We start from the raw sequence: 24,990 nt of genomic DNA, 5'->3' as shown, positions 1-24,990 counted from the left end.
AGAGGAAATGCAACGAAGGCCGGGGTTTTTACTCAGCACTCAGTACTCAGCACTCAGCACTTTGCGGCAGCTATGCAAGCATACCTACTCGATTGGCTGAACCTGCTGCTGCGCTGGTTCCACATGATCACCGGCATTGCCTGGATCGGCGCGTCGTTCTACTTCGTCTGGCTCGACAATCATCTGCTGGCGCCGAAGAACCGCGCCCTGGCCGACAAGGGCGTATCGGGCGAATTGTGGGCGGTGCATGGCGGCGGCTTCTACAACGCGCAGAAATACAAGGTGGCGCCGGCCACGCTGCCGGATCCTTTGCACTGGTTCAAATGGGAGGCCTATACCACCTGGATCTCGGGCTTCTTCCTGCTCTGCCTGATGTACTACGTCGGCGCCGAGGTCTACCTGATCGATCGCAACGTCGCCGACATCGGTAAGGCCGCCGCGATCGCAATCGGCATCGGGTCGCTGGCCGGCGGCTGGCTCATTTACGACCTGTTGTGCAAATCGCCGTTCGGGAAAACCGACGCAGTGCTGGGCGGCGTGCTGTTGGTGCTCACCGTCGCCGCGGCCTGGGGGCTGTGCCAGGTGTTCAGCGGCCGCGGCGCCTACATCCATTTCGGCGCCATGCTCGGCACCATCATGGTCGCCAACGTGTTCTTCGTCATCATTCCCGGACAGAAGGAACTGGTGCGCGCCAAGGTCGAAGGGCGCGAGCCCGATCCGATCCACGGCGTGCGCGGCAAACAGCGCTCGGTGCACAACACCTATTTCACGCTGCCGGTGCTGTTCACCATGATCAGCAGCCATTACGCGATGACCTACGGACATGCGCGCAACTGGCTGATCCTCGCGGCGATCGCCTTCGCCGGCGCAGCCATCCGCGTGTATTTCGTCTCCCGCCACAAGGGCGGCGCGTCGCCGCTGCCGGCGATAGCCGGCGTGGTCGCGCTTGCGCTCGTCGCCTTTGCGATTGCACCGGCGTTCCGCAGCACCGGCCCGGCGGCGGCAGCACCGGCGGACGAATTCGGCCGGGTCAGCGCGATCGTGCAGGCGCGCTGCGCGGCCTGCCACGCGCAGGCGCCGACCCAGCCCGGCTTCGCGATCGCGCCGAAAGGCGTCATGCTGGATACGCCCGATCGCATCGCGACCCAGGCTGTCCAGATCAATCAGCAGGTTTCGAGCCGCGTCATGCCGCTCGCCAACCTGACCGGCATGACCGACGTGGAACGCGAGACCATCGCGCAGTGGTTCGGCCACGGCGCACTGACCAAATGAATGGCGAGCTGACCCGATGAAACCACACACGCCGGCGCTGCGTGCCTATCGCGGCTCGCTGCTGCATTTTCTCGGCGATCCGGGCGACGGCGATGCAACCTCCGCCGTGCGGTATTTCGACGACGGCCTGCTCATAGTGGAAAACGGCTTGGTGAAGGCGGCGGACGACGCGCGCCTGCTGTTGCCGACATTGCCTGCGGGCGCGCAGATCGCGGATTATTCGGGCCGCCTGCTGCTGCCGGGTTTCATCGACACGCACATCCACTATCCGCAGACCGACATGATCGCGGCCTATGCCGCGCAACTGCTCGACTGGCTCGATGATCATGCGTTTCCGGCCGAGCATCGCTTCGCCGATGCGGAGCACGCGGCGGAATGCTCGCGCTTCTTTCTCGACGAACTGATGCGCAATGGCACCACCACGGCGCTGGTATTCGGCACCGTGCACCCCTGTTCGGTCGATGCTTTCTTCGCTGAGGCCGAAAAACGCAACCTGCGCATGATCGCGGGCAAGGTACTGATGGACCGCAACTGCCCGGAGTATCTGCGCGACACCCCCGACAGCGGATACCGCGATTCCGCGACCCTGATCGAGAAATGGGACGGACGCGGCCGGCTACACTACGCGATCACGCCCCGCTTCGCCGTCACCTCTTCGGAAGCCCAGCTTGAATCGGCCGGGCGGCTCGCCATCGAGCATCCCGGCGTGTTCGTCCACAGCCACGTCGCCGAGAACCTGAATGAAGTGAAGTGGGCGCGTGAATTATTTCCACAAGCGCGCAGTTATCTGGACATCTACGAGCGCTTCGGATTGCTGCGCGACCGTTCGGTGTACGCACACTGCATCCATCTCGACGACGAGGATCGCCGGCGCATGGCGCACACCGGCGCTGCCGCCGCGGTGTGCGCAACTTCGAACCTGTTTCTCGGCAGTGGGCTGTTCGATTTCGCGGCAGCGCGGCATGCCGGCATGCGCACCGGGCTCGGCACCGACGTCGGTGGTGGCACCAGCTTCAGCATGCTGCGCACGCTGGGCGAAACCTACAAGGTGGCACAGATGCGCGGCCACCGGCTCACGCCCTGGCGCGGCTTCTATCTCGCCACGCTCGGCGGCGCCAGGGCGCTCGGGCTCGGCGAGCGCATCGGTAGTTTCGCCCCCGGCCGGGAGGCCGACTTCGTCGTCCTGCGCATGGATTCCACGCCCTTGATCGCACGACGCATGAAGACCGCCCGCACGCCTGCAGAGAAACTGTTCGCGCTGATGATGCTGGGCGACGATCGCGAGGTTGGCGCGACCTACATCATGGGCAACCGCGTCTGGGGATCGCTCTAACCCTTCACCGCAAAGACGCAAAGGAAACGCAAAGGAAAACAAACGTAAGCGAGAATGAAGTTCGGGATTGATCGTTGGCTGGAAGTGGCGCTCGTACGTCCTATATGTAGTAGTCGCAATTTGGTCTTACGGCCAGTGTCCGGTTTGGCAGGCGCCACCAGCGGCTTTCTGGAAACGCGACCGTCGCTTCCCGACCCGTTTGCGACTGTCATCGCCTAGTCGCCGAGGGTCAGTTGAGTAAAATAAAGCGGTCGTGCAACGCCCGCGTTGATCTGCCGCTGCGAGCGAATGCGAGCCAGTGGTCCGGTCGAATGTGCCGTTAGCCATGGCGAAGCAGGCGCTCAGAGTCTCGCGAACTCACGCGCGAGTTCTACCGGGATTGCGTTGATACCATCCTCGGAGCCGCTCATGACGATCCCGATCAGGAGGCCACCTCTGTCGAATGCCGGAGCGCCGCCGAACCCTGGGCCGGCTTGACCCTGGATACCAACTCCGAGAGCGCTTATTCGTGTGACGGTAGAGCGAAGGACGGTCTTAGACTGCCCATGCGCGAAGCCGATCATGAGAACCTCATCACCGAGGTTAGGCCCCTTGGACGCAAACGACGCCGTCGCAACGGAGCCCCCGTCGTCGAGCTGAAGCAGTGCCAAGCCCACGGTTTTGCTGAGCTTGAGAACGGTGGCCTTTCGCTCCATAGCGGAACGATCGCCTGTGACGGTGATCTTAACTTCAGAGAAGGTTCTGGCTTCCACCGAGCCATCCAGCAAATGCGAAACGGTCAAGATGCGACCGTTCTGCGTCAGGAAGATACCTGAGCCCTCACGGACCCACGGTCTTCCATCGGCGCCGCGCCCTTCGACGCGGACGTGTGCTGTCGCGTTCAAGAGGGGTTCCATCTTTCGGATTTCTGTCTGTGCAACGCCGGATGGCTTACCGGCCTCGGCCGTGGGTCGATTCTCGCGATTCGAGGCCGGTGCGCTTTGGTCAGCCAACTTGAAGCGGTCAATTTCGTACCTAAGCGCCGGCATAACGAACTTCTCATATAGGCCTGCGGTGACGGTAGCCCCTGCCACTCCCCCGACGAGGAACGCCAACCAGTTCGCGGCGATGAACGCGCCGAGCTTCTGCCACTTCTCAACGTCGATCATCGACTAGCCCCACCTTCGCTGCCTAACAGTTATCCAGAGACCCACGGGTCTGGACGCTTATTAATAGAGACGGCTACCATATGTTTCTATCGTAATGATTGTTACCCTTCTTCTCAATGACCGGTCCGATTATTACGTTGTGAAAAGGAGACCGGGAACATATGGGCTTCGAATCGGGCAGTGGGGTATACATTGACCGCTTTGCCTGCACAACCAGACATTGACTAGCGATCAGTGTATGTCCGCAACTGGCCGGTTTTTGCCTTTCGCTCGTCGGACTAAAGTTCCAAAGAAGCGGACATCGTCTTTCAGATTAGGTCGCGACTTCCACATCTTATGCTCCTCCGCGGCGTCCGCGATGACATCCCCTGCCACGCCGCTATTTCTCTTTTCCTGCTCTGCCTTCCTTTGCGTTTCCTTTGCGCCTTCGCGCCTTTGCGGTGAAGGGTTAAACCAGCCCTGTTCATCAACGCGCACGGCGGTCGCTTACAATGGCGGGATGAAGGATTTCCTGCCCTCGCTGGAAACGCTGCGGAGCGCGGCGGCGATCGTCTACGAGACCATCGCACCGACGCCGCAATACGCGTGGCCGCTGCTGAAAGCCGCGACCGGCGCGGAAATCTGGGTCAAGCACGAAAACCACACGCCGGTGGGGGCGTTCAAGCTGCGCGGCGGACTGGTTTACTTGCGTGACTTCTCGCAGCGCAACGGCAAATCTACCGGCGTCATCAGCGCGACGCGCGGTAACCATGGCCAGTCGGTCGGATTCGCGGCGCATCAATACGGCATTGCCGCCACAATTGTGGTTCCGCATGGCAACAGCGCAGAGAAGAATGCGGCGATGCGCGCGCTTGGTGTCGAGCTGATAGAGCACGGCGAAGACTTCCAGGCGGCGCGGGAACGCGCGGCGTGGATCGCGCAACAGCGCGGGCTGCATATGGTGCCCTCCTTCCATCCGCTGCTCGTGCACGGCGTGGCGTCCTACTCGCTGGAATTACTCCGCGCAGTCCCGGATCTCGATGTCGCCTACGTTCCGATCGGGCTCGGCTCGGGCATCTGCGGCATGATCGCGGCGCGCAATGCGCTGGGCTACCGGACCGAAATCGTCGGCGTCGTTTCCGAACACGCGCCCGCCTATGCGTTGTCGTTCGAGCGGCGCCGCGCCGTCGAGCATCCGGTCACCACGCGCGTGGCCGACGGCATGGCCTGCCGCACGCCCGAACCGGAAGCGCTCGAAATCCTGTGGCGCCACCTCGCCAGGATCGTGCAGGTGACCGACGACGAAGTCGAAGAGGCGATGCGCCTGATGTACTCGGCGACGCACAATGTCGCCGAAGGCGCCGGCGCGGCGGGACTTGCCGCGGCGCTCAAGGAGCGCGACAGACTTGCCGGACGCAAAGCGGCTGTCGTTCTCAGCGGCGCGAATGTGGACCGGGACGTGTTTGCGCGCCTGCTCGCAAAAACCTGACCGCCCCTTGCCATGGAGAGGCCATGGCGCGAAGATTCTCCTGAATTCCCGATCGGACCTCGACCATGCTGATTCGACACCCGCATCTGTTTCGATTGGCCATTTTTGGCGTCATTGCCTGTGCAGTACTGATGATGCTGCCGCGCAGCGCCGCCTTCGCCGCCCCGGCGATGGCCATCTATCGCGGCGATACGCCCGCCGCCACCGGCCCCGGCCCCGGCCGCAAGATCGAATTGCGGCTGAAAGCGGATGGCACCATGAGCATGATCAGCGATTACCGGAACAACAGGGCGCCCATTGCCGAAGACGGCCGCTGGAACCCGGTCTCCGTCGAGCAGATCGACCTCATCATCGAACGCAAGGACGGCGTCGCGGTCGGCCCGAACACGCTGCACTTCGTCAAACAGGGCGACATCCTGCAGACCACCCCGGAGTCCGCCACCCAGTTTGGCAGCCAGGGCTTGCAACTGCGGCAGACGAAAGCCGCTGCTGCACCGCCGACGGCAGTACCCGTCGTCGGCACGGCGAACGCCATTGGCTCATGGAGATGGGAAGGCTTGGTTTCTTCTGTCGACAAGTTCGCGATCGAGCAACCGGAACGCTACACGCTGGAGCTGCAAGGCAGCGGCAAGGCGCTGGTACGCGCCGACTGCAATCGCGGTCAGGCGGCCTACAAGCTCAATGGCCGCGCCATCTCGATCAAGGTCTCGGGCATGACCAGAGTCGCCTGTCCGTCCGGCACGCTGTCCGAGCGATACTTGAAGGCTCTCGAGGCCGCGGTCGGCCAGCGCATCAGGGGAGACAACCTTTTCCTCGACCTGCCGGGCGAAGGCGGAACCATGAAGTTTGTGCGGGCCAGATAGGAATGCCTTTTGATCCGAAGGCTCCCGGCGGCAACACAGCGCGCAATGTGCTTGGCGGACCGCTCGGCGAGTGCGGGAGCAAGCCACTGACCGGTTTCTATCGCGACGGTTGCTGCAATACCGGACGCGACGATCACGGCGTGCATTCGGTTTGTGCGCTCATGACGAAGGAGTTCCTGGAATTTTCCCTTGCGCGCGGCAACGACCTGAGCACGCCGATGCCGGATTTCGGTTTTCCCGGATTGAAAGCCGGCGACCGCTGGTGCCTGTGCGCGGCGCGTTGGCGCGAAGCGTTCAAGGCCGGCTGCGCGCCGCGCGTCGTCCTCAACTCCACGCACGAGCGCACGCTTGACTACGTCAGCCTGGAGGATCTGAAGAAGCACGCGATCGATCTGCAATAAAACAGGGAAAGGTCAAAGCGGCGAGCGGGCTGAAGCCCCCACAGGGTTCGCCGGAGAACTTGTCCCCGTTGGCGGTCAAAATCGGCGTGCAACGACGGCCGTGGCGGAAATCGGCCCGACCGTGGTATTGTCAGCCTGCCGGCGCGTGGCGAAACGTCCCGGACCTTGCTGAAATAGAGGAGCTATGAGCATCAAGTTTCGCAGCAAAGAACTGTCTCCCGCGGAAGCGTCGTTTCTGAAATGGCAGTACGGTTTTGACGAAGAGGACGAGCCGTTCGAGCGGGCGTTGTGGCAGGCCATCATGCGGGCTTGGGATGCCGACACCGCATCGGGGTCAGGCACACGCCATCTTGAACGCCTCGGCTGTGGCGGCGCCTATCCCGAGGAAGTCGCGTTGTACGAGCGCTTCAAGTCCGAAGGCAGCGACTCGGTCTGGAACGAATTGATCCGCCGCGCCGGTCTGTCCGATCGCCGCACGGCCAAAGTCGATACGTCGATCGATCGCCGCCGCCGCGCCGCCAGCCGGGCCTGAACTGGCGCTTTCTTTTGTTCAGCGGTTCGCAGCTTCGCCTGCGGCCGCCGGTGCCTTCTTGTCCCTCCTTTGCTCGCATCTATTGCCAATCCGCCGTGCGCGCCACGGGCGTTATCACGTATTCCCATGGCGTGCAAATGGCAGCACGCAATCTATCCGGCCAGGAACTCACGCAGCACTTGCACGACCAGGCCGTGATCTTCTTCCTGCGGCAGGCCGGACACTGTCACGGTGCCGACCACGCCGACATCGCGCACGATGACCGGAAACGCACCGCCATGCGCCGCATACTGGTCGATGTCCAGCCGCGACGATTGCTCGAAGGTCGTATTCTTCGCGCGGAACTGCGTACCTACATAGAATGAACTGTGCCCATAACGATTGACGACGTTGTTTTTGCGCCGGATCCAGGCATCGTTATCGGCCGAAGTTCCGGGCAAGGCGCAGTGGAAGAGCTGCTGGCCGTTACGGCAGATGTCCACCGTGACTGATTTGCCGTCGGCCTTCGCGCGGTTCACCAGCCTCATGCCGAGCAACAGCGCATCGTCGTTGCGGAACTCGCGAAACTGAAGCTCCTGTTCCTGGGACAGCAGTTCCTCGAGCAAGCGTTCGAAATTCTCCATCCGCTTTCCTTCTGAACGAATCTGCAGCCGACTACTTCGGCGGGCCGGAAGATTGACGCACTACCAGCCTCGGTTCGACAAGACGCCGGGTCGTCGGCGCGTCGGCATTGGTCAGGCGCTCAAGTAACGCCTCGGCGGCGGATGCTCCGAGCGAACCGGGGCCCACATCCACCGTTGTCAATGGCGGATTGGTGTGCGCGGCAGCGGCAACGCCGTCGAAACCGGTAATCGCAAAATCGTGCCCGACTACGAGCCCGTGCTCCCCCAATTCGCTCATCGCGCCGAAGGCGACGACATCGTTGTAGCACACCGCCGCAGTAGGCTGCGGATTCATAGCCAGCGCCTGACGGATACCGTCGCGTCCACCCTCCCGCGTAAGCGCGATGTTGATGAACCAGTCGGGTGCAATTGGCAGATTGTGCTCCCGCATGGCCCGTTCATATCCTGCACGCCTGAAGTCGTACACCGGGCCGCCGCCGACGCGACCGAGAAAGGCGATGCGACGGTGGCCCTGCTCGACCAGATGACGGCTGGCGTCGAACGTACCGCGCTCGTTGTCGGCACCGACGAAGTTGTAACTGCCGGCCGCCGGCTCCCGTACCACGATCACCAGCGGAATGCCGGAGCGCCGCGTCCGCTCGAGCAACGCCTGCGGCGTATCGAACGCCGGGCACAGGATCACTCCCGCCGCATGATACTCATGCATGGAAGTGAGCACCCTGTCCTGAACGTCCAGCCGTTCATTCGTGTGTGCCATCAGGCTGATGTAACCCGCATCGGCCAGCCGGCGTTCCATGCCGACCAGCATTTCGGCAAAGAAAGGATTGCCAAGGTCATTGATGACGATGCCGATCATGTTCGACGATTCCCGCCGCAGGTCGGCGGCGCGCCGGTTGTAAACATAGCCAAGCGCGGCGACGCTCCTGCGCACCCGCTCCGCGGTTTCGGGCGCGATGAGCGGGCTGCTCTGGAGAACCAGAGACACGGTGGACTTGGATACGCCGGCGGCGCTGGCCACGTCGGTAATCGTGATCGACCGACGTTTTGGGCTGTTCTTTGTCTGAGTCATGGATGCGCCAGCATTATTGACAGGATTCAATCAGGGTGCCATAGTATATTCTAATTGGAACGTTCCAATTTATTCATTGGAACGTTATTACAGCCATAAAATACCGTAACTCACAGATATGGTGAGTTCGTCGGCAAATCGGGGAGGCTCGTGGGAAAGCGCATTGGCTGGGGATTGATCGGTGCCAGCACCATCGCCCGGGAATGGATGGTCGACGCGATTCGCGCCCAGTCCGGCAATGAAATAGTTGCCGTGATGAGCGCGGACTCGGCACGCGGCAAGGCCTTTGCCGAGGCAAACCGGATTGCCGCCAGCCATGTCTCCGTCGATGCCTTGCTGGCCGACCCGAAGGTAGATTCGGTCTACATCAGCACGACCAACGAACTGCACAAGTCGCAAACCCTGGCTGCCGCTGCGGCCGGCAAGCATGTGCTCTGCGAGAAACCGCTGGCGCTGACGCTGGAGGACGCCCGGGAAATGGTGGCCGCGTGCAACAGGGCCGGGGTGGTCATGGGGACCAATCATCACCTGCGCAACGCCGCCAGCCATAGAAAGATCCGTGAACTGGTCCAGTCCGGCGCGATCGGCAAGCCCCTTTTCGCACGGGTATTTCACGCCGTTTACCTGCCGCCGCACCTGCAGGGTTGGCGGCTCAACAAGCCGTCGGCCGGCGCCGGCGTGATCCTCGATATTACCGTGCATGACGCCGACACCCTGCGCTTCATCCTCGGCTCCGAGCCACTGGAGGCAGTTGCCCTGTCTCAGCAGTCCGGGATGGCAGCAGGCGGACTTGAAGACGGCGTCATGGCGACGTTGCGCTTCGACAACAGCACAGTGGCGCAGCTGCACGATGCCTTCACGGTGAAATTTGCCGGGACCGGACTGGAAATTCACGGCTCGGAGGGTTCGATCCTTGGCCGGGACGTCATGACGCAGCGGCCCATCGGCCGGGTCACGCTGCGCAACGCCCAGGGCGAAACCGATGTTCCGCTCGACCACGAAAACCTTTACGCGCGGGTGTTGCGCGCATTCGTCGGCGCCATCCGTGGCGAAGGCGCGCCGTCGGCCACTGGCGAAGACGGTGTGCGCTCGCTCGCCACGGCGCTGGCTGTGCTGGCGGCGACCCGAACCGGTCGTCGCACCGCAGTCCGATTCCAGTAGAGCTTTATCATCAATCGAACATGAACAAGGTGATCTCCGCCGAACAGGCCGCACAGCTCGTACGGGATGACGACATCGTCACCGTCAGTTCTTCCAGCGGGCTCGGCTGTCCCGACAAGGTGCTGGCGGCACTCGGCAACCGCTTTGCCGCGGAAAGTCACCCGCGCGGTCTCACCACGCTGCATCCGATCGCCGCCGGCGACATGTACGGCATCCGCGGCATCGATCATCTGGCCCGTCCCGGCATGCTGAAGAAAATTCTGGCCGGCTCCTACCCGAGCGGCCCGTCGTCGCTGCCGATGCCCGAAATCTGGCGCCTGATCGTCGAAGAGGCGATCGCTGCATACAACCTGCCGAGCGGCATTCTGTTCGACATGCACCGCGACGCAGCAGCGAAACGCCCCGGCGTGCTCACCAAGGTGGGTCTCGATACTTTCGTCGATCCTGCGCGCCAGGGCGGCGCCATGAACCAGCGCGCGGCAGCGGAACCAGTGGTGAAAAAAGTGAAATTCGCCGATGATGAATGGCTGTTTTTTCCGGCGATCGCACCGCGCGTGGCCATCTTGCGCGCCACCACCGCGGACGAGCGCGGCAATCTCTCCTTCGAACACGAAGGGGCTTTCCTCGGTGGAATGGACCAGGCTCTGGCCGCCCGCAACAGCGGCGGCGTGATCATCGCGCAAGTGAAACGCGTGGTCCGTGCCGGCTCGCTCAAGCCGCAACAGGTGCACGTACCGGGAACGCTGGTGGACTACATCGTGGTCGACCCCGAACAGATGCAGACCACGCAGACGTTTTACGACCCGGCGATCAGCGGCGAAATCGTCCGGCCCGAGAGCAGCTTCGAACTGCAGGAGTGGGGAGCGGAAAAAGTGATCGCCCGCCGGGCAGCGCTGGAGCTCGCCACTGGTTCAGCGGTCAATCTCGGCTTCGGCATTTCCGCCAACGTGCCGCGCGTGTTGCTCGAGGAAGGATTGCACGGCGACGTCACCTGGGTCATCGAACAGGGCGCGGTCGGCGGCGTGCCGCTGCTGGGTTTTGCCTTCGGCTGCGCGGCGAACGCCGACGCAATCGTCCCTTCACCCGACCAGTTCACTTATTTCCAGGGCGGCGGCTTCGATGTCGCGTTGTTGTCCTTTCTGCAGATCGACCGCGACGGCAGCGTCAACGTCTCCAAGCTCGGCGCCAAACCCTATCTGACCGCGGGCTGCGGCGGCTTCATCGACATCACCGCCCATGCGAAGCACATTGTCTTCTCCGGTTTCTTCACCGCCGGCGCCAAATTCGAGGTCGGTGACGGCAGGCTGAAGATCGCGCAGGAAGGCAGGAGCAGGAAACTGGTCGACGCAGTCGAGCACGTCACCTTCAGCGGCACCATGGCGCGCCGCCGCGGGCAAAAAATCAGCTACGTTACCGAACGCTGCGTGATCGACCTGCTCGCCGACGGTTTGACGGTGCGGGAAATCGCGCCCGGCGTGGACCTGAAGCGCGACGTGCTCGATCAGGCGGCCTTTGCGCTGAAGGTCGACCCGCAGCTCAAGGTCATGGACGCCGCGCTGTTCCGCAACGCACCGCTAAATTTAAAACTCAAGGCGCCGGCTCATGCCTGAATCACCGACAAGCCAGATAAAAATTCACATCGACGGAGCAGTCGCAACCGTCATTCTGGATCGCGCAGAGAAGCTCCATGCGCTCACGCCGGAAATGATGGGGACGCTCGCAGACATCGCTGCACGGATCGACGCCGACGCCGGGATCCGCTGTGTCATCCTGACCGCCGCCGGCGACAAGGCATTCTGCGTCGGTGCCGACATCAATGCCTGGGCGGCGCTGGAACCGCTCGACATGTGGCGTCGCTGGGTCAGGCGCGGCCACCAGGTTTTCGACCAATGGGCGCGGCTGCGCGTGCCGGTCATCGCCGCGATCAATGGCCATGCGTTCGGCGGCGGGCTCGAACTCGCCGCCGTCGCCGACATCCGCATCGCCGTCGCGTCGGCGAGATTCGGGTTGCCGGAGGCGGCCATTGCAACCTGTCCGGGCTGGTCGGGAACGCAGCGGCTCGCCGCACTGATCGGTGCCAGCCAGGTGAAGTATCTCGCGCTGACTGGTACGCGCATCGACGCGATGGAAGCATGGCGCATCGGCATCCTGCACGAGCAGGTCAAGGACAACGACGTGCTGGCGCGTGCTCGCGAACTTGCCGCCGGCATCTCCAAGCTGGCGCCGGTTTCGGTACAACTCACCAAGCAGATCATCGACGCCGGCCGGGGCGATGGCCTGGCCGCCGCCCTGGAAACGATGGCGGGCGCGCTGGCTGCGACCACCGCGGACGCCCGCGAGGGCGTCGCCAGCTTCCGCGAGAAGCGGCAACCCGAGTACCGGGGGAATTAGAAAAGTGGATGGTCGCTGCCCCGATAATTTGGCACACTTGAACCCTTAGCAGTTCACAAAACGGCAATTGTCCGGCCGGAAACGGGCATTCAATACTGATAGCAGGAGGAGAACATGCGTAGGAAATTGATTGCCACAGTTCTGGCGGGTGCGTTCGGATTCGCCGGCACCTCGTTAGCGGCCGATAATTCCGTCGAGGTCCTGCACTGGTGGACATCGGGCGGTGAAGCCGCAGCCCTCAACGTACTCAAGGCCAACCTGGAAAAGCAGGGAGTTACCTGGAACGACATGCCGGTCGCCGGTGGCGGCGGCGAGGCGGCAATGACCGCAGTGCGTGCCCGTGTCACGGCAGGCAATCCACCTACCGCGGTGCAGATGCTCGGCTTCGACATTCTGGACTGGGGCAAGCAAGGCGTGGTTGCCGACCTGAACGCAGTAGCCGCCAAGGAAGGTTGGGACAAGACGGTGCCGGCTGCTCTGCAGAAATTCTCCAAGTACAACGGCAAGTGGATCGCGGCGCCGGTCAACGTCCACTCCACCAACTGGGTTTGGGCCAACAAGGAAGTCCTGGCGAAAGCCGGCGTCACCAGTGAGCCCAAGAGCTGGGACGAATTCATCGCCGCGGCCGAAAAAGTGCAGAAGGCCGGTTTCATCGCCATCGCGCACGGCGGCCAGCCCTGGCAGGACGCCACGATATTCGACGGCGTGGTGATGTCCACCGGCGGCGTCGACTACTACCGCAAGGCCTTCATCGATCTCGATGCCAAGGCGATCAACTCGCCCACCACCGAGAAGGTCTTCCAGCGCATGTCGCAGATCCGCAAACTGGTCGACAAGGACTTCTCCGGCCGTGACTGGAATGTGGCGTCGGGCATGGTGATCAGCGGCAAGGCGGGCTTTCAGATCATGGGCGACTGGGCCAAGGGCGAGTTCCTGAACGCCAAAAAAGTGCCGGGCAAGGACTTCCTGTGCTTCCGCATGCCGGGAACCCAGGGCACGGTGTCGTTCAACTCGGACCAGTTCGTGATGTTCAAGGTGGGCAGTGACAAGGCTGCCGCCCAGGCGAAACTGGCATCGGCGATCATGGACCCCGGCTTCCAATCGGCGTTCAACGTCGTCAAGGGTTCGGTACCGGCCCGCACCGATGTGCCCGACACGGCCTTCGATGCCTGCGGCAAGAAAGGCATGAAGGACCTGGCCGAGGCCAACAAGAACAACACGCTGGTCGGCTCGATCGCGCATGGCCACGCAGTCCCGGCCTCGATCAAAAACGCCATCTATGACGTCGTCACGCGCCACTTCAACGGCCAGCTCGACGACAAGAAGGCGGTTGCCGCTCTGGCGTCCGCAGTGAAACAGTAAGCTCGCCACTTTAACGAGCCAGTTCCGTGTGAATCCCCGGGCGGCCGTTCCCGCGCCGCCCGGAATAACGGAGTTCTCCGCCCATGCGAGCCGGTGCCCTGCCCAAGCTGTTGCTCAGCCCCAGCGTCCTGCTCGTGCTGGTCTGCGTCTACGGCTACATCATGTTCACAATCTACCTTTCGTTCACGTCGTCGACACTGATGCCGTCGTACGAATGGGCGGGCACGACCAGCTACCAGCGTCTTTTCGCGCAGGAGAACTGGCACGTCGCGCTGAGCAATCTCTGGGTGTTTGCGAGTCTGTATATCGGCGTGGCCGTCGTGCTCGGGCTCGGCTTCGCTATCCTGATCGACCAGCACATCCGCGCCGAGGGTGCGTTCCGCTCCATCTTCCTCTACCCGATGGCGCTTTCGTTCATCGTCACCGGCACGGCATGGAAATGGCTGCTCGATCCGGGCGTCGGCCTCGAGCACACGATGCACGACCTTGGCTGGGAAAGCTTCGCCTTCGGCTGGATCAAGGACAGCGACATGGCGATCTACTGCGTCATCATCGCCGCGGTATGGCAGACCACGGGCTTCGTGATGGCATTGTTCCTCGCCGGGCTGCGGGGAGTGGACGCCGAGCAGATCAGTGCGGCGCGTGTCGATGGCGCGCGCACCTGGCAGATCTACCTGCATATCATCATTCCGCAGCTCGGCCCGGTATTCGTCTCGGCCTTCGTGATTCTGGCGCACATGGCGATCAAGTCGTATGACCTGGTCATCGCGCTGACCAACGGCGGGCCCGGCCGCTCGACCTGGTTGCCCTCCGTCTTCATGTATCAGTACAGCTTCACCCGCAACGAGATGGCGATCGGCGCCGCGAGTGCAGTCATGATGCTCGCGGCGATCGGGTTGGTCGTCCTGCCCTATCTCTTCAGCGAGATGCGCAAGGTGAAAAATGGCTGACCGTCGATCGACAGGCCTGAGAGCCGATCGCATCTTTCTCTACGCGGTCCTGCTGTGCCTGGCGGTGCTGTTTCTGCTGCCGGTCTATGTGATGGTGTGCAATTCAGTCAAGCCGCTGGATGAAATCCGCGGCGGCAATCTCATGGCTCTGCCGATTGTCTGGACCATCGAGCCCTGGCTTACCGCCTGGAGCACGGCACAGATCGGCGTGCAGCCCACCGGGCTGAAGCCCTATTTCGTCAACTCGTTCCTGCTGGTCGTGCCGGCAGTGGCCATCTCGACACTGATCGGCGCACTCAACGGCTATATCCTCACCCAGTTCAGATTCCGCGGCGCCAACCTGCTGTTCGCGGCCATGCTGTTTTCCGTCTTCATTCCATTCCAGATCGTGCTCATCCCGATGGCGAAGACGCTCGGCGTACTTGGTCTGGCCGGCACCGTAAAAGGCCTGGTTTTCGTCAACGTGGTCTACGGGATCGGTTTCACGACTCTGTTCTTCCGTAACTATTACGCCGCGTTCCCAAATGAGCTCATCAGGTCGGCGCGAATGGACGGCGCGGATTTTTTCGGCGTGCTGTTTCGCATCCTGCTGCCCAGCAGCGGGCCGATCATCGTGGTCACGGTCATCTGGCAGTTCACCAACATCTGGAACGAATTCCTGTTCGGCGCTTCATTCAGCGATTACAGTTCGTTCCCGATCACCGTGGCGCTGAACAATCTGGTCAACAGTTCCACCGGGGTCAAGGAGTACAACGTCCATTTCGCCGGTGCATTCATCGCGGCCATCCCGACGCTGGTCGTCTACCTGGTCTCCGGCAAATACTTCGTCCGCGGCTTGATGGCGGGTTCCGTCAAAGGGTGAATTCATGGCTACGCTGGATCTGATCAATGTGCAGAAGAGCTTCGGCCCGATAAAGATCCTCCATGACATTTCCATCAGCCTCGCCGACGGCGAATTCCTGGTGCTGGTCGGCCCGTCGGGCTGCGGGAAAAGCACGCTGATGAACATCATTGCCGGCCTGGAGGAACCGTCCGCGGGCCAGCTGCAACTGGACGGTCGCGACATCACGCCGTTGCCGCCGGCCGATCGCAACATCTCGATGGTGTTCCAGTCCTACGCGCTTTACCCGAATATGACGGTGGCCAAGAACATCGAATTCCCGCTGGCGATGCGCAAGGTCGAAAAAAGCAAGCGCGCGGAGCGTGTCAAGAGCGTCGCCAAGCTGCTGCAGATCGAGCACCTGCTCGAACGCAAGCCGCGCCAGCTATCGGGCGGCCAGCGCCAGCGCGTCGCCATCGGACGGGCCCTGGCGCGCGAGCCACGGCTCTATCTGTTCGACGAGCCCTTGTCCAACCTCGACGCCCAGTTGCGGCTGGACATGCGTACCGAAATCAAGAAGCTGCACCAGCGCCTGGGCGCGACCATCGTCTACGTCACACACGACCAGATAGAAGCCATGACGCTCGCTACGCGCATTGCCGTCATGAAAGGCGGCGTGCTGCAGCAACTGGGCACCCCTTACGAGGTCTACAACCGCCCCGCCAACACCTTCGTCGCGGGTTTCATGGGCTCGCCGCGCATGAATTTGATCAAGGCGCGACTGGCGCAGAACAGCAGTGGCCTGGCGCTGGACATCCAGACCGGGACGCGCCCGCCTGTGCGCATCGATCTGCCCGACATGCCGTCCGCGATGAGCGCCCACATCGGCAGCGAAGTGATCGCAGGCATCCGCGCCGAGGCTGTAAACCTGGCGCGCGCAGGCATGGTTGCAGGCCAGACAGAGCGTGTCTTCGATGCCCGCGTCGAAGTGATCGAACCCACCGGGGCCGACACGCTGGTGGTGCTCGATCTCGGCGGCAACGAATTCACGGTGCGGCTGGAACCCGATGTCTCGCTGAAGCCGGGACAGGATGCGCGCTTCTTCGTCGACCTCGCCAAGCTGGTGTGCTTCGACGCCAAGACCGAGAGACTGATCGCGTGAGCGTTGGGGAAAATGCTTCCTACGACGTGGTCATCATCGGTTCCGGCGTCGGCGGCGGGGCGGTCGCGCTTACGCTTGCCGCCACCGGCGCCCGCATCCTGATCCTCGAGCGCGGAGAACGCCTGCCCAGGGAAGCCGAGAACTGGAGTCCGGAGGCGGTGTTCGTCGAACAGCGCTACCGCACGCGCGAGACCTGGTACGACGGCAACGGCAAACCATTCCGCCCGGGACAGTTCTACTTCGTCGGCGGCCATACCAAGGTGTACGGCACGGCCATGTTCCGCTTCCGCGAACGCGATTTCGGAGGGATCGAGCACGCCGACGGCAAGACCATGCCGTGGCCCATCCGCTACGCCGATCTCGAGCCCTGGTACGGCGAGGCTGAAAGACTGTTCGGCGTGCACGGCAAGGCAGGCGACGATCCGACCGAACCGCCACGCTCGACGCCCTACCCGCATGCGCCGATTCCGCACGAGCCGATCATCGGCAAAGCATTCGAACGCATGCGCGCACTCGGCCTGCACCCCTTTCACATGCCCGCGGCGGTCGACCTCCATCCCGGCGGCACCTGCCTTCGCTGCGGCACCTGCGATGCTTTCCCGTGCCGTGTCGGCGCCAAGGGCGACGCCGAGACCAGGCTGATCAATCCGGCATTGAAGCATTCGAACGTTACGTTGCAGACCGGCAGCGAAGTCACCCGACTCATCGCCGAAGAAGGGGGTAAGCACATCGCTGCAGCGGAGTACCGGCGCGACGGCAACACACTGACCGTCAGCGCACGGCTGTTCGTGCTGTCGGCCGGCGCCATCAACAGCGCCGCGTTGCTGCTGCGTTCTGCCGATGCGCGTAACCCGCAAGGCCTGGCCAACTCCTCGGGTGTGGTCGGCCGCTACTACATGAATCACAACTGCACCGGGATCATGGCGTTGACACCGTTGCATGTGAACGGAACGCGTTTTCCCAAGACGCTTTCGCTGAACGATTTCTACTTCGCCAGCGGTGCGAGCGAGAAACCGCTCGGTAACTTGCAGTTGCTGGGCAAGATCCAGGAGCCGATGCTGCGCAACGCCTTGCCGCGCACACCGAAATGGCTGCGCACCTGGCTCGCACGCCACAGCGTGGATTGGTACGTGATGTCCGAAGACCTGGCGCAGCGCGACAGCGAAGTCAGGGTACGCAACGACGGCGCGATCGAGCTGCGCTGGAAGCGCAGCAACCTGCGCGCGCACCGCCGCTTCGTCGAAGTGGCGAAGAAGCTGCTGAAGGACATCGGCTTCCCGATCGTGCTGTCGAAACCATTCGGCACCGACACGCCCTCGCACCAGTGCGGCACCGCGCGCTTCGGCACCGACCCGGCGGCTTCCGCGCTGGATCCGTATTGCCGCGCGTTGGATCACGACAACCTGTACGTGGTGGACGCGAGCTTCTTTCCTTCCTCCGCCGCGCTCAACCCGGCGCTGACGATTGCAGCCCAGGCACTGCGCGTCGGCAGCCACCTGAAGGCACGCCTGCACGAATTCTGACATGGCTCAGTCCCGTCCCGTTGCCCTCGTCACTGGCGCACGTCGCGGCATCGGCGCCGCCATCGCGCTCGCGCTGGCACGCGCGGGCTTCGATATCGCAGTCACTGACATTGCGGAAGACGACGACGCGCGTGCCACGCTCGCCGCCTTGCAAGCGGCCGGCGCGAAAGCGCACTTCCTGCGCAGCGATCTGGCGGACACGGCCGATCATGCGCGCGTGGTGACAGAAGCGGTCGCGCAATGCGGCGCGATCGACTGCCTGGTCAACAATGCCGGCGTGCCCTCCCCTGCGCGCGGCGATCTGCTCGATGTCAGGCCGGAAGCGTTCGACCAAGTGCTGGACGTGAACCTGCGCGGCACTTTCTTTTTTACCCAGGCTGTCGCAAGGCACATGACCGCAACCGCTTCTCGGAATGCGCGCTCGATCATCACCGTCTCCTCGGCGAGCGCGGCACTCGCCTCGCCTGAACGCGGCGAGTACTGCATGTCGAAGGCGGGCCTGGCGATGCTGACGAAACTGTTCGCGCTGCGGCTTGCCCGGGACGGCATCCCGGTGTTCGAAGTGCGTCCCGGCGTGATCCGCACGCCGATGACGGCCGGGGTCGCCGACAAGTACGACCGGCGCATCGCCGACGGCCTGGTCCCCATGAGCCGCTGGGGTGAACCCGAAGACATCGGCGCCGCCGTGGCAGCGCTGGCAAGCGGCCATTTCCAGTTTGCCACCGGCTCGGTCATCAACCTGGATGGCGGCCTGGCCATTCCCCGCCTTTAAAAAATGTTTGACGCAAAGGCACATGACTGACACTACCTACGACTACATCATCACCGGCGGCGGCACAGCCGGGTGCGTGCTGGCGCATCGTCTGAGCGCCGATCCGCAGGTAAAAGTGTTGCTGCTAGAAGCCGGCGGTTCCGACCGCCATCCGTTCTTTCACCTGCCGGCGGGCTTCGCGAAGATGACCAAGGGCATCGCCTCCTGGGGCTGGTCCACGGTTGCGCAGAAGCATCTGAAGAACCGCGTCCTGCGTTACACGCAGGCCAAGGTCATCGGCGGCGGCTCGTCGATCAACGCGCAGATTTATACCCGCGGTGTGCCGGTCGACTACGACGCGTGGGTTCGCGACGCCGGCGCGGACGGCTGGTCGTACCGCGACGTGCTGCCTTACTTCAAGCGGGCCGAGAACAACCAGCGCTACGCCAACGAGTATCACGGTTACGGCGGGCCGCTGGGCGTATCGAATCCGATCAGCCCGCTGCCGATTTGCGAGGCCTTCTTCCAGGCCGGGCAGGAACTGGGCATCCCCTTCAATCCGGACTTCAACGGCGCGCATCAGGACGGACTTGGCTACTACCAGCTCACACAGTTCAACGCACGCCGCTCCTCCACCTCGGTGGCTTACCTGAATCCAATCCGCGATCGGCGCAACCTGACCGTGCGGCTGGGGACTCAGGCCTTGCGCGTGGTGGTGGAAAACGGACGCGCGACCGGTGTCGAGGTCGCCGCCGCAGGCTCCGCCTCGCCGCAACTCGTGCGTGCCGGGCGCGAAGTAATCGTGACGTCGGGCGCGATGGGCTCACCCAAACTCCTGATGCAGTCGGGCATCGGGCCGGCCGCCCATCTGCGTTCGGTCGGCGTGAATGTAGTGCACGATCTGCCGGGCGTCGGCGGCAATCTGCAGGACCATCTCGACCTGTTCGTCATCGCCGAATGCACCGGGGACCATACCTACGACAAGTACAACCAGCCGCACCACGCGGCGTGGGCCGGGCTTCAATATCTACTGTGGAAGAAGGGGCCGGTGGCCTCCAGCCTGTTCGAAACCGGCGGTTTCTGGTACGCCGAGAAAAGCGCGCGCTCGCCCGATATCCAGTTTCACTTGGGCCTGGGTTCCGGCATCGAAGCCGGGGTGGCGAAGATGCGCAACCCCGGCGTTACGCTGAACAGCGCCTACCTGCGCCCGCGCTCGCGCGGCACCGTACGGCTGACCAGCGCCGATCCGACCGCGGCACCGCTGATCGATCCCGACTACTGGGCCGAGCCGCGTGATCGTGAACTCGCCATCGAGGGTCTGCGCCTGGCGCGTGAGATCATGCGCCAACCCGCGCTGAAACGCTTCGTCCTGGCCGAGCGACTGCCCGGCGATGCATTGCAGACCGACGCCGACCTTTTCGAATTCGCTTGCGCGCATGCCAAGACGGACCACCATCCCGTGGGCACCTGCCGCATCGGACCGGCGAGCGACAGGGCAAGCGTGGTGACACCGGATTTGCGCGTCATCGGCCTCGAAGGCCTGCGCGTGGCCGACGCGTCGGTGATGCCCCTCATCCCGTCCTGCAATACCAACGCGCCCACCATCATGGTCGCGGAAAAAGCTGCGGACCATATTCTCGGCCGCCTTGCTTGAGGAACCGCCATGCAACTGATCCTGCCCGATGAAAACGGCGCATTGCAACCGTACAAGCTCACCCAAGCGTCCTCGCCGTTCGCCCGGGTGGCGCAGGCGCAATGGAACCGCAGCGCTTACGCGGCGGCGCATGTGGTAGTCGATCCGCTTCAGCCCTGCGATCCGTGGGACGGGCCGCCGGTGATCGATTGGCAGGCGACGCTGCGTTTCCGCGAGCATCTGTGGCGGCTGGGCTTCAAGGTCGCCGAGGCGATGGACACGGCACAGCGCGGCATGGGTCTGGACTGGCCGGGCGCGCGCGAGCTGATCCGCCGCAGCGTCGCCCATGCCAGGACCATTCCCGGCGCCGATCTCGCCTGCGGCGTCGGCACCGACCAGCTGGTCGCGAACGAACGCACCACGATCGCCGATGTAATGCACGCCTACCAAGAGCAGATCGAAGCGGTGGAAGCGGCCGGTGGACGCATCATTCTCATGGCGAGCCGCGCGCTGGCTGCCGTGGCAAAAAGCGCCGACGACTACAAGCGCGTTTACGGCGAACTGCTGCGTCAATGCAAGGACAAAGTCGTACTGCACTGGCTGGGCGAGATGTTCGACCCGGCGCTGAAAGGCTACTGGGGCACCAACGACATTGCGGCGGCAATGGACACGGTACTCGACATCGTGCGGGCGAATGCGCAGAAAATAGAAGGCATCAAGATTTCGCTGCTCGACGCGCAGTGGGAGGTCGCGATGCGCCCCAGGCTGCCAGACGGCGTCATCATGTTCACCGGCGACGATTTCAACTACGACACGCTGATCGCCGGCGACGGCAGCCATCATTCTCACGCGCTGCTCGGCATCTTCGATCCGATTGCACAGGTGGCCGCGGCGGCGCTGGCGAGGCTCGCCAGCCGCGATGCCGAAGGCTACAAGAGCATCATCGCACCGACGATTCCGCTGTCGCGCGAAATCTTTCGCGCGCCCACCCGGCACTACAAGGCCGGAGTGATCTTCATCGCCTGGCTGAACGGCCACCAGTCGCATTTCGTCGCCGCCGGGGGGCTGCAATCGGCACGCTCCGTGCGGCACTACGCGAAAGTATTCGAACTCGCAGACCGCTGTGGCGCACTCATCGATCCCGAACTCGCGGTTTCGCGCATGCGCAGCTTCCTGCGGGTACACGCCGGCATCTCATGACGACAGCGCAGCCCGGACCGCGTTTCGTCAGTGCTGGCGAAGCACTCACCGATTTGATCCGCCAGGAAGACGGCTACTGGCTGGCGCGCGCCGGCGGCGCGCCATGGAATGTGGCGCGTGTCATGGCGGGCTTCGGCATTTCGAGTGCGTTTGCCGGCAGCGTCAGCCGCGACAACTTCGGCGACGAGATTGCCGCGCTGAGCCGCGAGGCCGGACTGGACATGCGCTTCCTGCAACAGCACGACAAACCCTCGCTGCTGGCGATCGTTCATGAAACATCCCCGCCGCGGTATTACTTCATCGGCGCGGACAGCGCTGACCTCGCCTTCGATCCGCGTGTGCTTCCCCGGGATTGGATCCGTTCGGTCGAATGGGTGCACTGCGGCGGCATCAGCCTCGCGCGCGAACCGCTGTGCAGCCGGCTGATCGGCTTGCTGGAAGGCGCGAAGGCGGCGGGCGCGCGGGTGAGCTTCGATCCGAATTTCCGCAACTTGATGACACCCGCTTACGACGCGACTCTTGCCCGCGTGGCGCGCCTGGCGGATGTGATCAAGGTTTCCGATGAGGATTTGGGTGGCCTGTTCCGCACCCGGGATATGGATGGCGCATTGGCGCAGCTCCAGGCACTCAATCCACGGGCGGTCGTTATGCTTACGCGCGGCGCCGAAGGCGCGGAACTGCATGCGGACGGACGGCGTTTTCACCAGGACTGTCCGCCCGTTGAAATCGTCGATTCGGTCGGCGCGGGCGACGCCAGCATCGGCGGCTTGCTCTATAGCCTGATGCATCGACCGGATGCCGGCTGGCCGGCGCATTTGCGCCGCGCGGTGGCCGCCGGCACAGCCGCCTGTCTGCAATCCGGCGCTACGCCACCCGCGCTCGCCGCAGTCGAAAAAGTTCTCGCGAAAATGAACTGACGAAGAACATGCCCGACTTCCGCGACCCGCGCTTCCTGCTCGATCATGTCCGCCACACGATGGCTTTCTACCATCCGCGTGCGATCGATCCGCACGGCGGGTTCTTTCATTTTTTTCGGGACGACGGCAGCGTCTACGACTCGCATACCCGTCACCTGGTCAGCAGCACGCGTTTCGTTTTCAACTATGCGATGGCGTATCGCCGGTTCGGTGATGCGGCGTACCTGCGCGCCGTGGAGCATGGCACGGCTTACCTGCGTGAACGGCATCGCAATGCGTCGACCGGCGGATACGCCTGGCTGCTCGACGGCGAGCGTGTCGCCGACGCGACCAATCATTGCTACGGTCTCGCATTTGTCCTGCTGGCATATGCGCACGCATCGATGGCCGGCGTCGAACCCGCGCGCGCGTGGATCGGCGAGACGTTCGACCTGATGGAGAGAAAATTCTGGTCGCCGGCTTCCGGCCTGTACGCGGACGAAGCCGCCGCGGACTGGTCGGCGGTCTCCTCCTATCGCGGGCAGAACGCCAACATGCACGCCTGCGAAGCGATGCTGGCGGCGTTCGAAGCCACCGGACAGACGCGCTATCTCGATCGCGCGGCAAAACTGGCGCGAAACATTACGGTGAGACAAGCGGCGCTGGCAAACGGACTCATCTGGGAGCACTACCACGCCGACTGGTCGGTGGACTGGAATTACAACAAGGACGACAAGACCAATATTTTTCGTCCGTGGGGTTATCAGCCCGGGCATCTTGCCGAATGGGCCAAGCTGCTGCTGATACTGGAGCGCCACGCAGATCGGTTGACCGGCCCGGAGTGGCTGGCGCCGCGCGCGGCCGAGCTGTTCGACGCCGCAATGAAACACGCATGGGACCACAACCACGGTGGCATCGTCTATGGTTTTGCGCCGGACGGCAGCATCTGCGACGGCGACAAATATTTCTGGGTGCAGGCCGAATCGCTCGCGGCGGCGGCGCTGCTGGCAAAGCGCACTGGCGACGAAAAATACTGGCAGTGGTACGGCCGATTCTGGGACTACAGTTGGAGACACTTCGTCGATCACGAGCACGGCGCGTGGTACCGTATTCTCACGCGTGACAACCGGAAATACAGCGACGAAAAATCCCCAGCGGGAAAAACCGACTACCACACGATGGGCGCGTGCTACGAAGTGCTCAACGCGATCGGGACCTGATCGCGGTTCAGCGACGAAACAGCGCGACTGCACTACCCAGCAACAAGGCGGAAGCCCCGAGCAACAGCGCGTTCATTCCATTTTGCAGATCGCCCATCAGGCTCACCAACAGCGGGCCGAATATCTGCCCCATGCCGAAAGCGGCCGTCATCGCCGCCATCAGGTGCGAGGCGTGATCCGGCGCAAGCACGCGCGCCTCCTGCATACCGGTCATCGTCGCGACCATGAAGGTGCCGCCCACGCAGCACGCCGAGATCACGATGCCCGCCATCCCCGGCAGCAGGACGGGCATCGCAACACCGATCGCCATGACTACATGCGACGACGCCCAGATGAGTCGATTCGGCAGGTGCGCCGACAACCAGCCCGCCATCAGCGTGGAGATGAGCGCGGCACTCCCGAAAATCGGCCAGGCCCAACCGAAAACCGCCGGGTCGGGAATACTCTGTTTCGCCATGGCCGGCAGGAAGGTGCCGGGAATGATGTAACCGAAGCCGAAGATTCCGTAGCAGACGACCACGAGCATGTGCGTGCGCAGTCGCAGCGGCGAAGCGTCGGCCTTCGTCGCGGCCCGCGTTTGCGTTGCCTCGCGATAACCGGGCCAACACGAGAACGCAAGCGCCAGCGCGATGACGCCGACGGCGATCCAGGCCTGGTCGGCCGACCACGACAGATTCAGGAACAACAGACAGGATGCGCCGGTCAGCGCGGTGCCGAACCCGACGCCGCCGAACACCACGCCGCCCAACCGTCTTCTACCCAGTGTCGCAAGCTGCTCCAGGATGTAGGCAGACGCAAATACCAGGATCCACGCGCTCACCAGGCCCGCGAGCCCGCGCAACAGCAGCCAAGCGAACGGATGATGAGTCAGGCCCATGGCGCCCGTCAGCAAGGCCACCGTCACCACTGAGAAGCGCACCACAGTGACCGTCGCCGCCCGGATCCAGATCGCCGATAGCGCGCCGATGAAATAGCCGACATAGTTCGTCGACGCCAGCAAGCCGGCGATGCGTAGCGTCAGGCCATGGTCCTTCTGCATCATCGGCAGAATCGGCGTGAACGCAAAGCGGCCCACACCGATGGCGATGGCCAGCGCCAGCATGCCGGAAAACGCGAGACGCACTGCGGAGAGTCGATTCATTTCGGATTCGGGAAAACGACCAAGCGCGCATAGTAACGCGGCCCGCTGTTCTCACGTTTCAATAAGATTTT

23 protein-coding genes are annotated in these 24,990 nt (G+C 63.3%); 19 read left to right on the top strand and 4 right to left on the bottom strand.

What is annotated here, in order from left to right:
- The first annotated feature begins 72 nt into the window (after positions 1-72).
- Both HY067_10870 and guaD read left to right on the top strand, forming a co-directional pair.
- A complete protein-coding gene (locus HY067_10870) occupies positions 73-1,272 on the top strand; it encodes a urate hydroxylase PuuD (protein ID MBI3528459.1) in 1,200 nt (399 codons plus the stop codon).
- A 16-nt stretch (positions 1,273-1,288) separates the two neighbouring features.
- A complete protein-coding gene (guaD, locus tag HY067_10865) occupies positions 1,289-2,605 on the top strand; it encodes a guanine deaminase (protein MBI3528458.1) in 1,317 nt (438 codons plus the stop codon).
- Positions 2,606-2,946: 341 nt separating this feature from the next.
- Here the strand turns inward: guaD and HY067_10860 are convergent, their stop codons facing one another.
- Positions 2,947-3,753, bottom strand: a complete 807-nt coding sequence (locus HY067_10860; protein ID MBI3528457.1) for a trypsin-like peptidase domain-containing protein — start codon at positions 3,751-3,753, stop codon at positions 2,947-2,949.
- A gap of 499 nt (positions 3,754-4,252) precedes the next feature.
- Here HY067_10860 and HY067_10855 point away from each other — a divergent pair, with 499 nt between their 5' ends.
- The 4 genes from HY067_10855 (at position 4,253) to HY067_10840 (ending at position 7,017) form a co-directional block, all read left to right on the top strand.
- Complete coding sequence (locus HY067_10855) at positions 4,253-5,221, top strand: threonine dehydratase (GenBank protein ID MBI3528456.1); 969 nt, start codon at positions 4,253-4,255, stop codon at positions 5,219-5,221.
- A 95-nt stretch (positions 5,222-5,316) separates the two neighbouring features.
- Complete coding sequence (locus tag HY067_10850) at positions 5,317-6,084, top strand: META domain-containing protein (GenBank protein MBI3528455.1); 768 nt, start codon at positions 5,317-5,319, stop codon at positions 6,082-6,084.
- A gap of 2 nt (positions 6,085-6,086) precedes the next feature.
- The gene (locus HY067_10845; GenBank protein ID MBI3528454.1) at positions 6,087-6,485 is read left to right on the top strand and encodes a DUF2237 domain-containing protein; all 399 of its coding nucleotides are present in this window, start codon (positions 6,087-6,089) and stop codon (positions 6,483-6,485) included.
- 184 nt (positions 6,486-6,669) lie between these two features.
- Entirely contained in the window at positions 6,670-7,017 is a 348-nt protein-coding gene (locus tag HY067_10840) for a hypothetical protein (protein MBI3528453.1), read from the top strand.
- Positions 7,018-7,169: 152 nt separating this feature from the next.
- Here HY067_10840 and HY067_10835 read toward each other — a convergent pair whose 3' ends face one another.
- A complete protein-coding gene (locus HY067_10835; GenBank protein ID MBI3528452.1) occupies positions 7,170-7,640 on the bottom strand; it encodes a heme-degrading domain-containing protein in 471 nt (156 codons plus the stop codon).
- A gap of 31 nt (positions 7,641-7,671) precedes the next feature.
- A complete protein-coding gene (locus HY067_10830; GenBank protein ID MBI3528451.1) occupies positions 7,672-8,709 on the bottom strand; it encodes a LacI family DNA-binding transcriptional regulator in 1,038 nt (345 codons plus the stop codon).
- Between the two features lie 150 nt (positions 8,710-8,859).
- On the opposite strand from HY067_10830, the gene HY067_10825 reads away from it, so the two are divergent.
- From HY067_10825 to HY067_10765, 13 genes are all read left to right on the top strand, one after another.
- The gene (locus tag HY067_10825; protein MBI3528450.1) at positions 8,860-9,870 is read left to right on the top strand and encodes a Gfo/Idh/MocA family oxidoreductase; all 1,011 of its coding nucleotides are present in this window, start codon (positions 8,860-8,862) and stop codon (positions 9,868-9,870) included.
- A 20-nt stretch (positions 9,871-9,890) separates the two neighbouring features.
- Entirely contained in the window at positions 9,891-11,480 is a 1,590-nt protein-coding gene (locus HY067_10820) for an acyl CoA:acetate/3-ketoacid CoA transferase (GenBank protein ID MBI3528449.1), read from the top strand.
- The gene (locus HY067_10815; protein MBI3528448.1) at positions 11,473-12,261 is read left to right on the top strand and encodes an enoyl-CoA hydratase/isomerase family protein; all 789 of its coding nucleotides are present in this window, start codon (positions 11,473-11,475) and stop codon (positions 12,259-12,261) included. Before HY067_10820 ends, HY067_10815 begins: the two co-directional genes overlap by 8 nt.
- A 114-nt stretch (positions 12,262-12,375) precedes the next feature.
- Entirely contained in the window at positions 12,376-13,623 is a 1,248-nt protein-coding gene (locus HY067_10810) for a carbohydrate ABC transporter substrate-binding protein (protein ID MBI3528447.1), read from the top strand.
- Positions 13,624-13,706: 83 nt separating this feature from the next.
- Positions 13,707-14,573: a sugar ABC transporter permease gene (locus tag HY067_10805; protein MBI3528446.1), complete on the top strand. Its 867-nt coding sequence runs from the start codon at positions 13,707-13,709 to the stop codon at positions 14,571-14,573.
- Positions 14,566-15,435, top strand: a complete 870-nt coding sequence (locus tag HY067_10800; protein MBI3528445.1) for a carbohydrate ABC transporter permease — start codon at positions 14,566-14,568, stop codon at positions 15,433-15,435. Before HY067_10805 ends, HY067_10800 begins: the two co-directional genes overlap by 8 nt.
- A 4-nt stretch (positions 15,436-15,439) precedes the next feature.
- On the top strand, positions 15,440-16,555 hold the full coding sequence (locus tag HY067_10795; GenBank protein MBI3528444.1) for an ABC transporter ATP-binding protein: 1,116 nt from the start codon (positions 15,440-15,442) through the stop codon (positions 16,553-16,555).
- A complete protein-coding gene (locus HY067_10790) occupies positions 16,552-18,078 on the top strand; it encodes a GMC family oxidoreductase (protein MBI3528443.1) in 1,527 nt (508 codons plus the stop codon). Before HY067_10795 ends, HY067_10790 begins: the two co-directional genes overlap by 4 nt.
- A 1-nt stretch (position 18,079) precedes the next feature.
- The gene (locus HY067_10785) at positions 18,080-18,850 is read left to right on the top strand and encodes a 3-ketoacyl-ACP reductase (protein MBI3528442.1); all 771 of its coding nucleotides are present in this window, start codon (positions 18,080-18,082) and stop codon (positions 18,848-18,850) included.
- A gap of 22 nt (positions 18,851-18,872) precedes the next feature.
- Positions 18,873-20,483, top strand: coding sequence for a GMC family oxidoreductase N-terminal domain-containing protein (locus HY067_10780; protein MBI3528441.1), 1,611 nt, complete (start codon positions 18,873-18,875; stop codon positions 20,481-20,483).
- A 9-nt stretch (positions 20,484-20,492) separates the two neighbouring features.
- On the top strand, positions 20,493-21,662 hold the full coding sequence (locus tag HY067_10775; protein ID MBI3528440.1) for a dihydrodipicolinate synthase family protein: 1,170 nt from the start codon (positions 20,493-20,495) through the stop codon (positions 21,660-21,662).
- Entirely contained in the window at positions 21,659-22,579 is a 921-nt protein-coding gene (locus HY067_10770; GenBank protein ID MBI3528439.1) for a carbohydrate kinase, read from the top strand. Before HY067_10775 ends, HY067_10770 begins: the two co-directional genes overlap by 4 nt.
- A gap of 8 nt (positions 22,580-22,587) precedes the next feature.
- Positions 22,588-23,778, top strand: a complete 1,191-nt coding sequence (locus HY067_10765; protein ID MBI3528438.1) for an AGE family epimerase/isomerase — start codon at positions 22,588-22,590, stop codon at positions 23,776-23,778.
- A 7-nt stretch (positions 23,779-23,785) separates the two neighbouring features.
- On the opposite strand, the gene HY067_10760 is transcribed toward HY067_10765, so the two are convergent.
- Positions 23,786-24,919 (bottom strand): YbfB/YjiJ family MFS transporter, encoded by a 1,134-nt coding sequence (locus HY067_10760; protein ID MBI3528437.1) that lies wholly within the window; start codon positions 24,917-24,919, stop codon positions 23,786-23,788.
- Positions 24,920-24,990: the final 71 nt, after the last annotated feature.

This window comes from Betaproteobacteria bacterium, from assembly GCA_016194905.1.
GTDB lineage: Bacteria > Pseudomonadota > Gammaproteobacteria > Burkholderiales > JACQAP01 > JACQAP01.
This window is presented reverse-complemented; position numbering and strand designations above follow the sequence as displayed.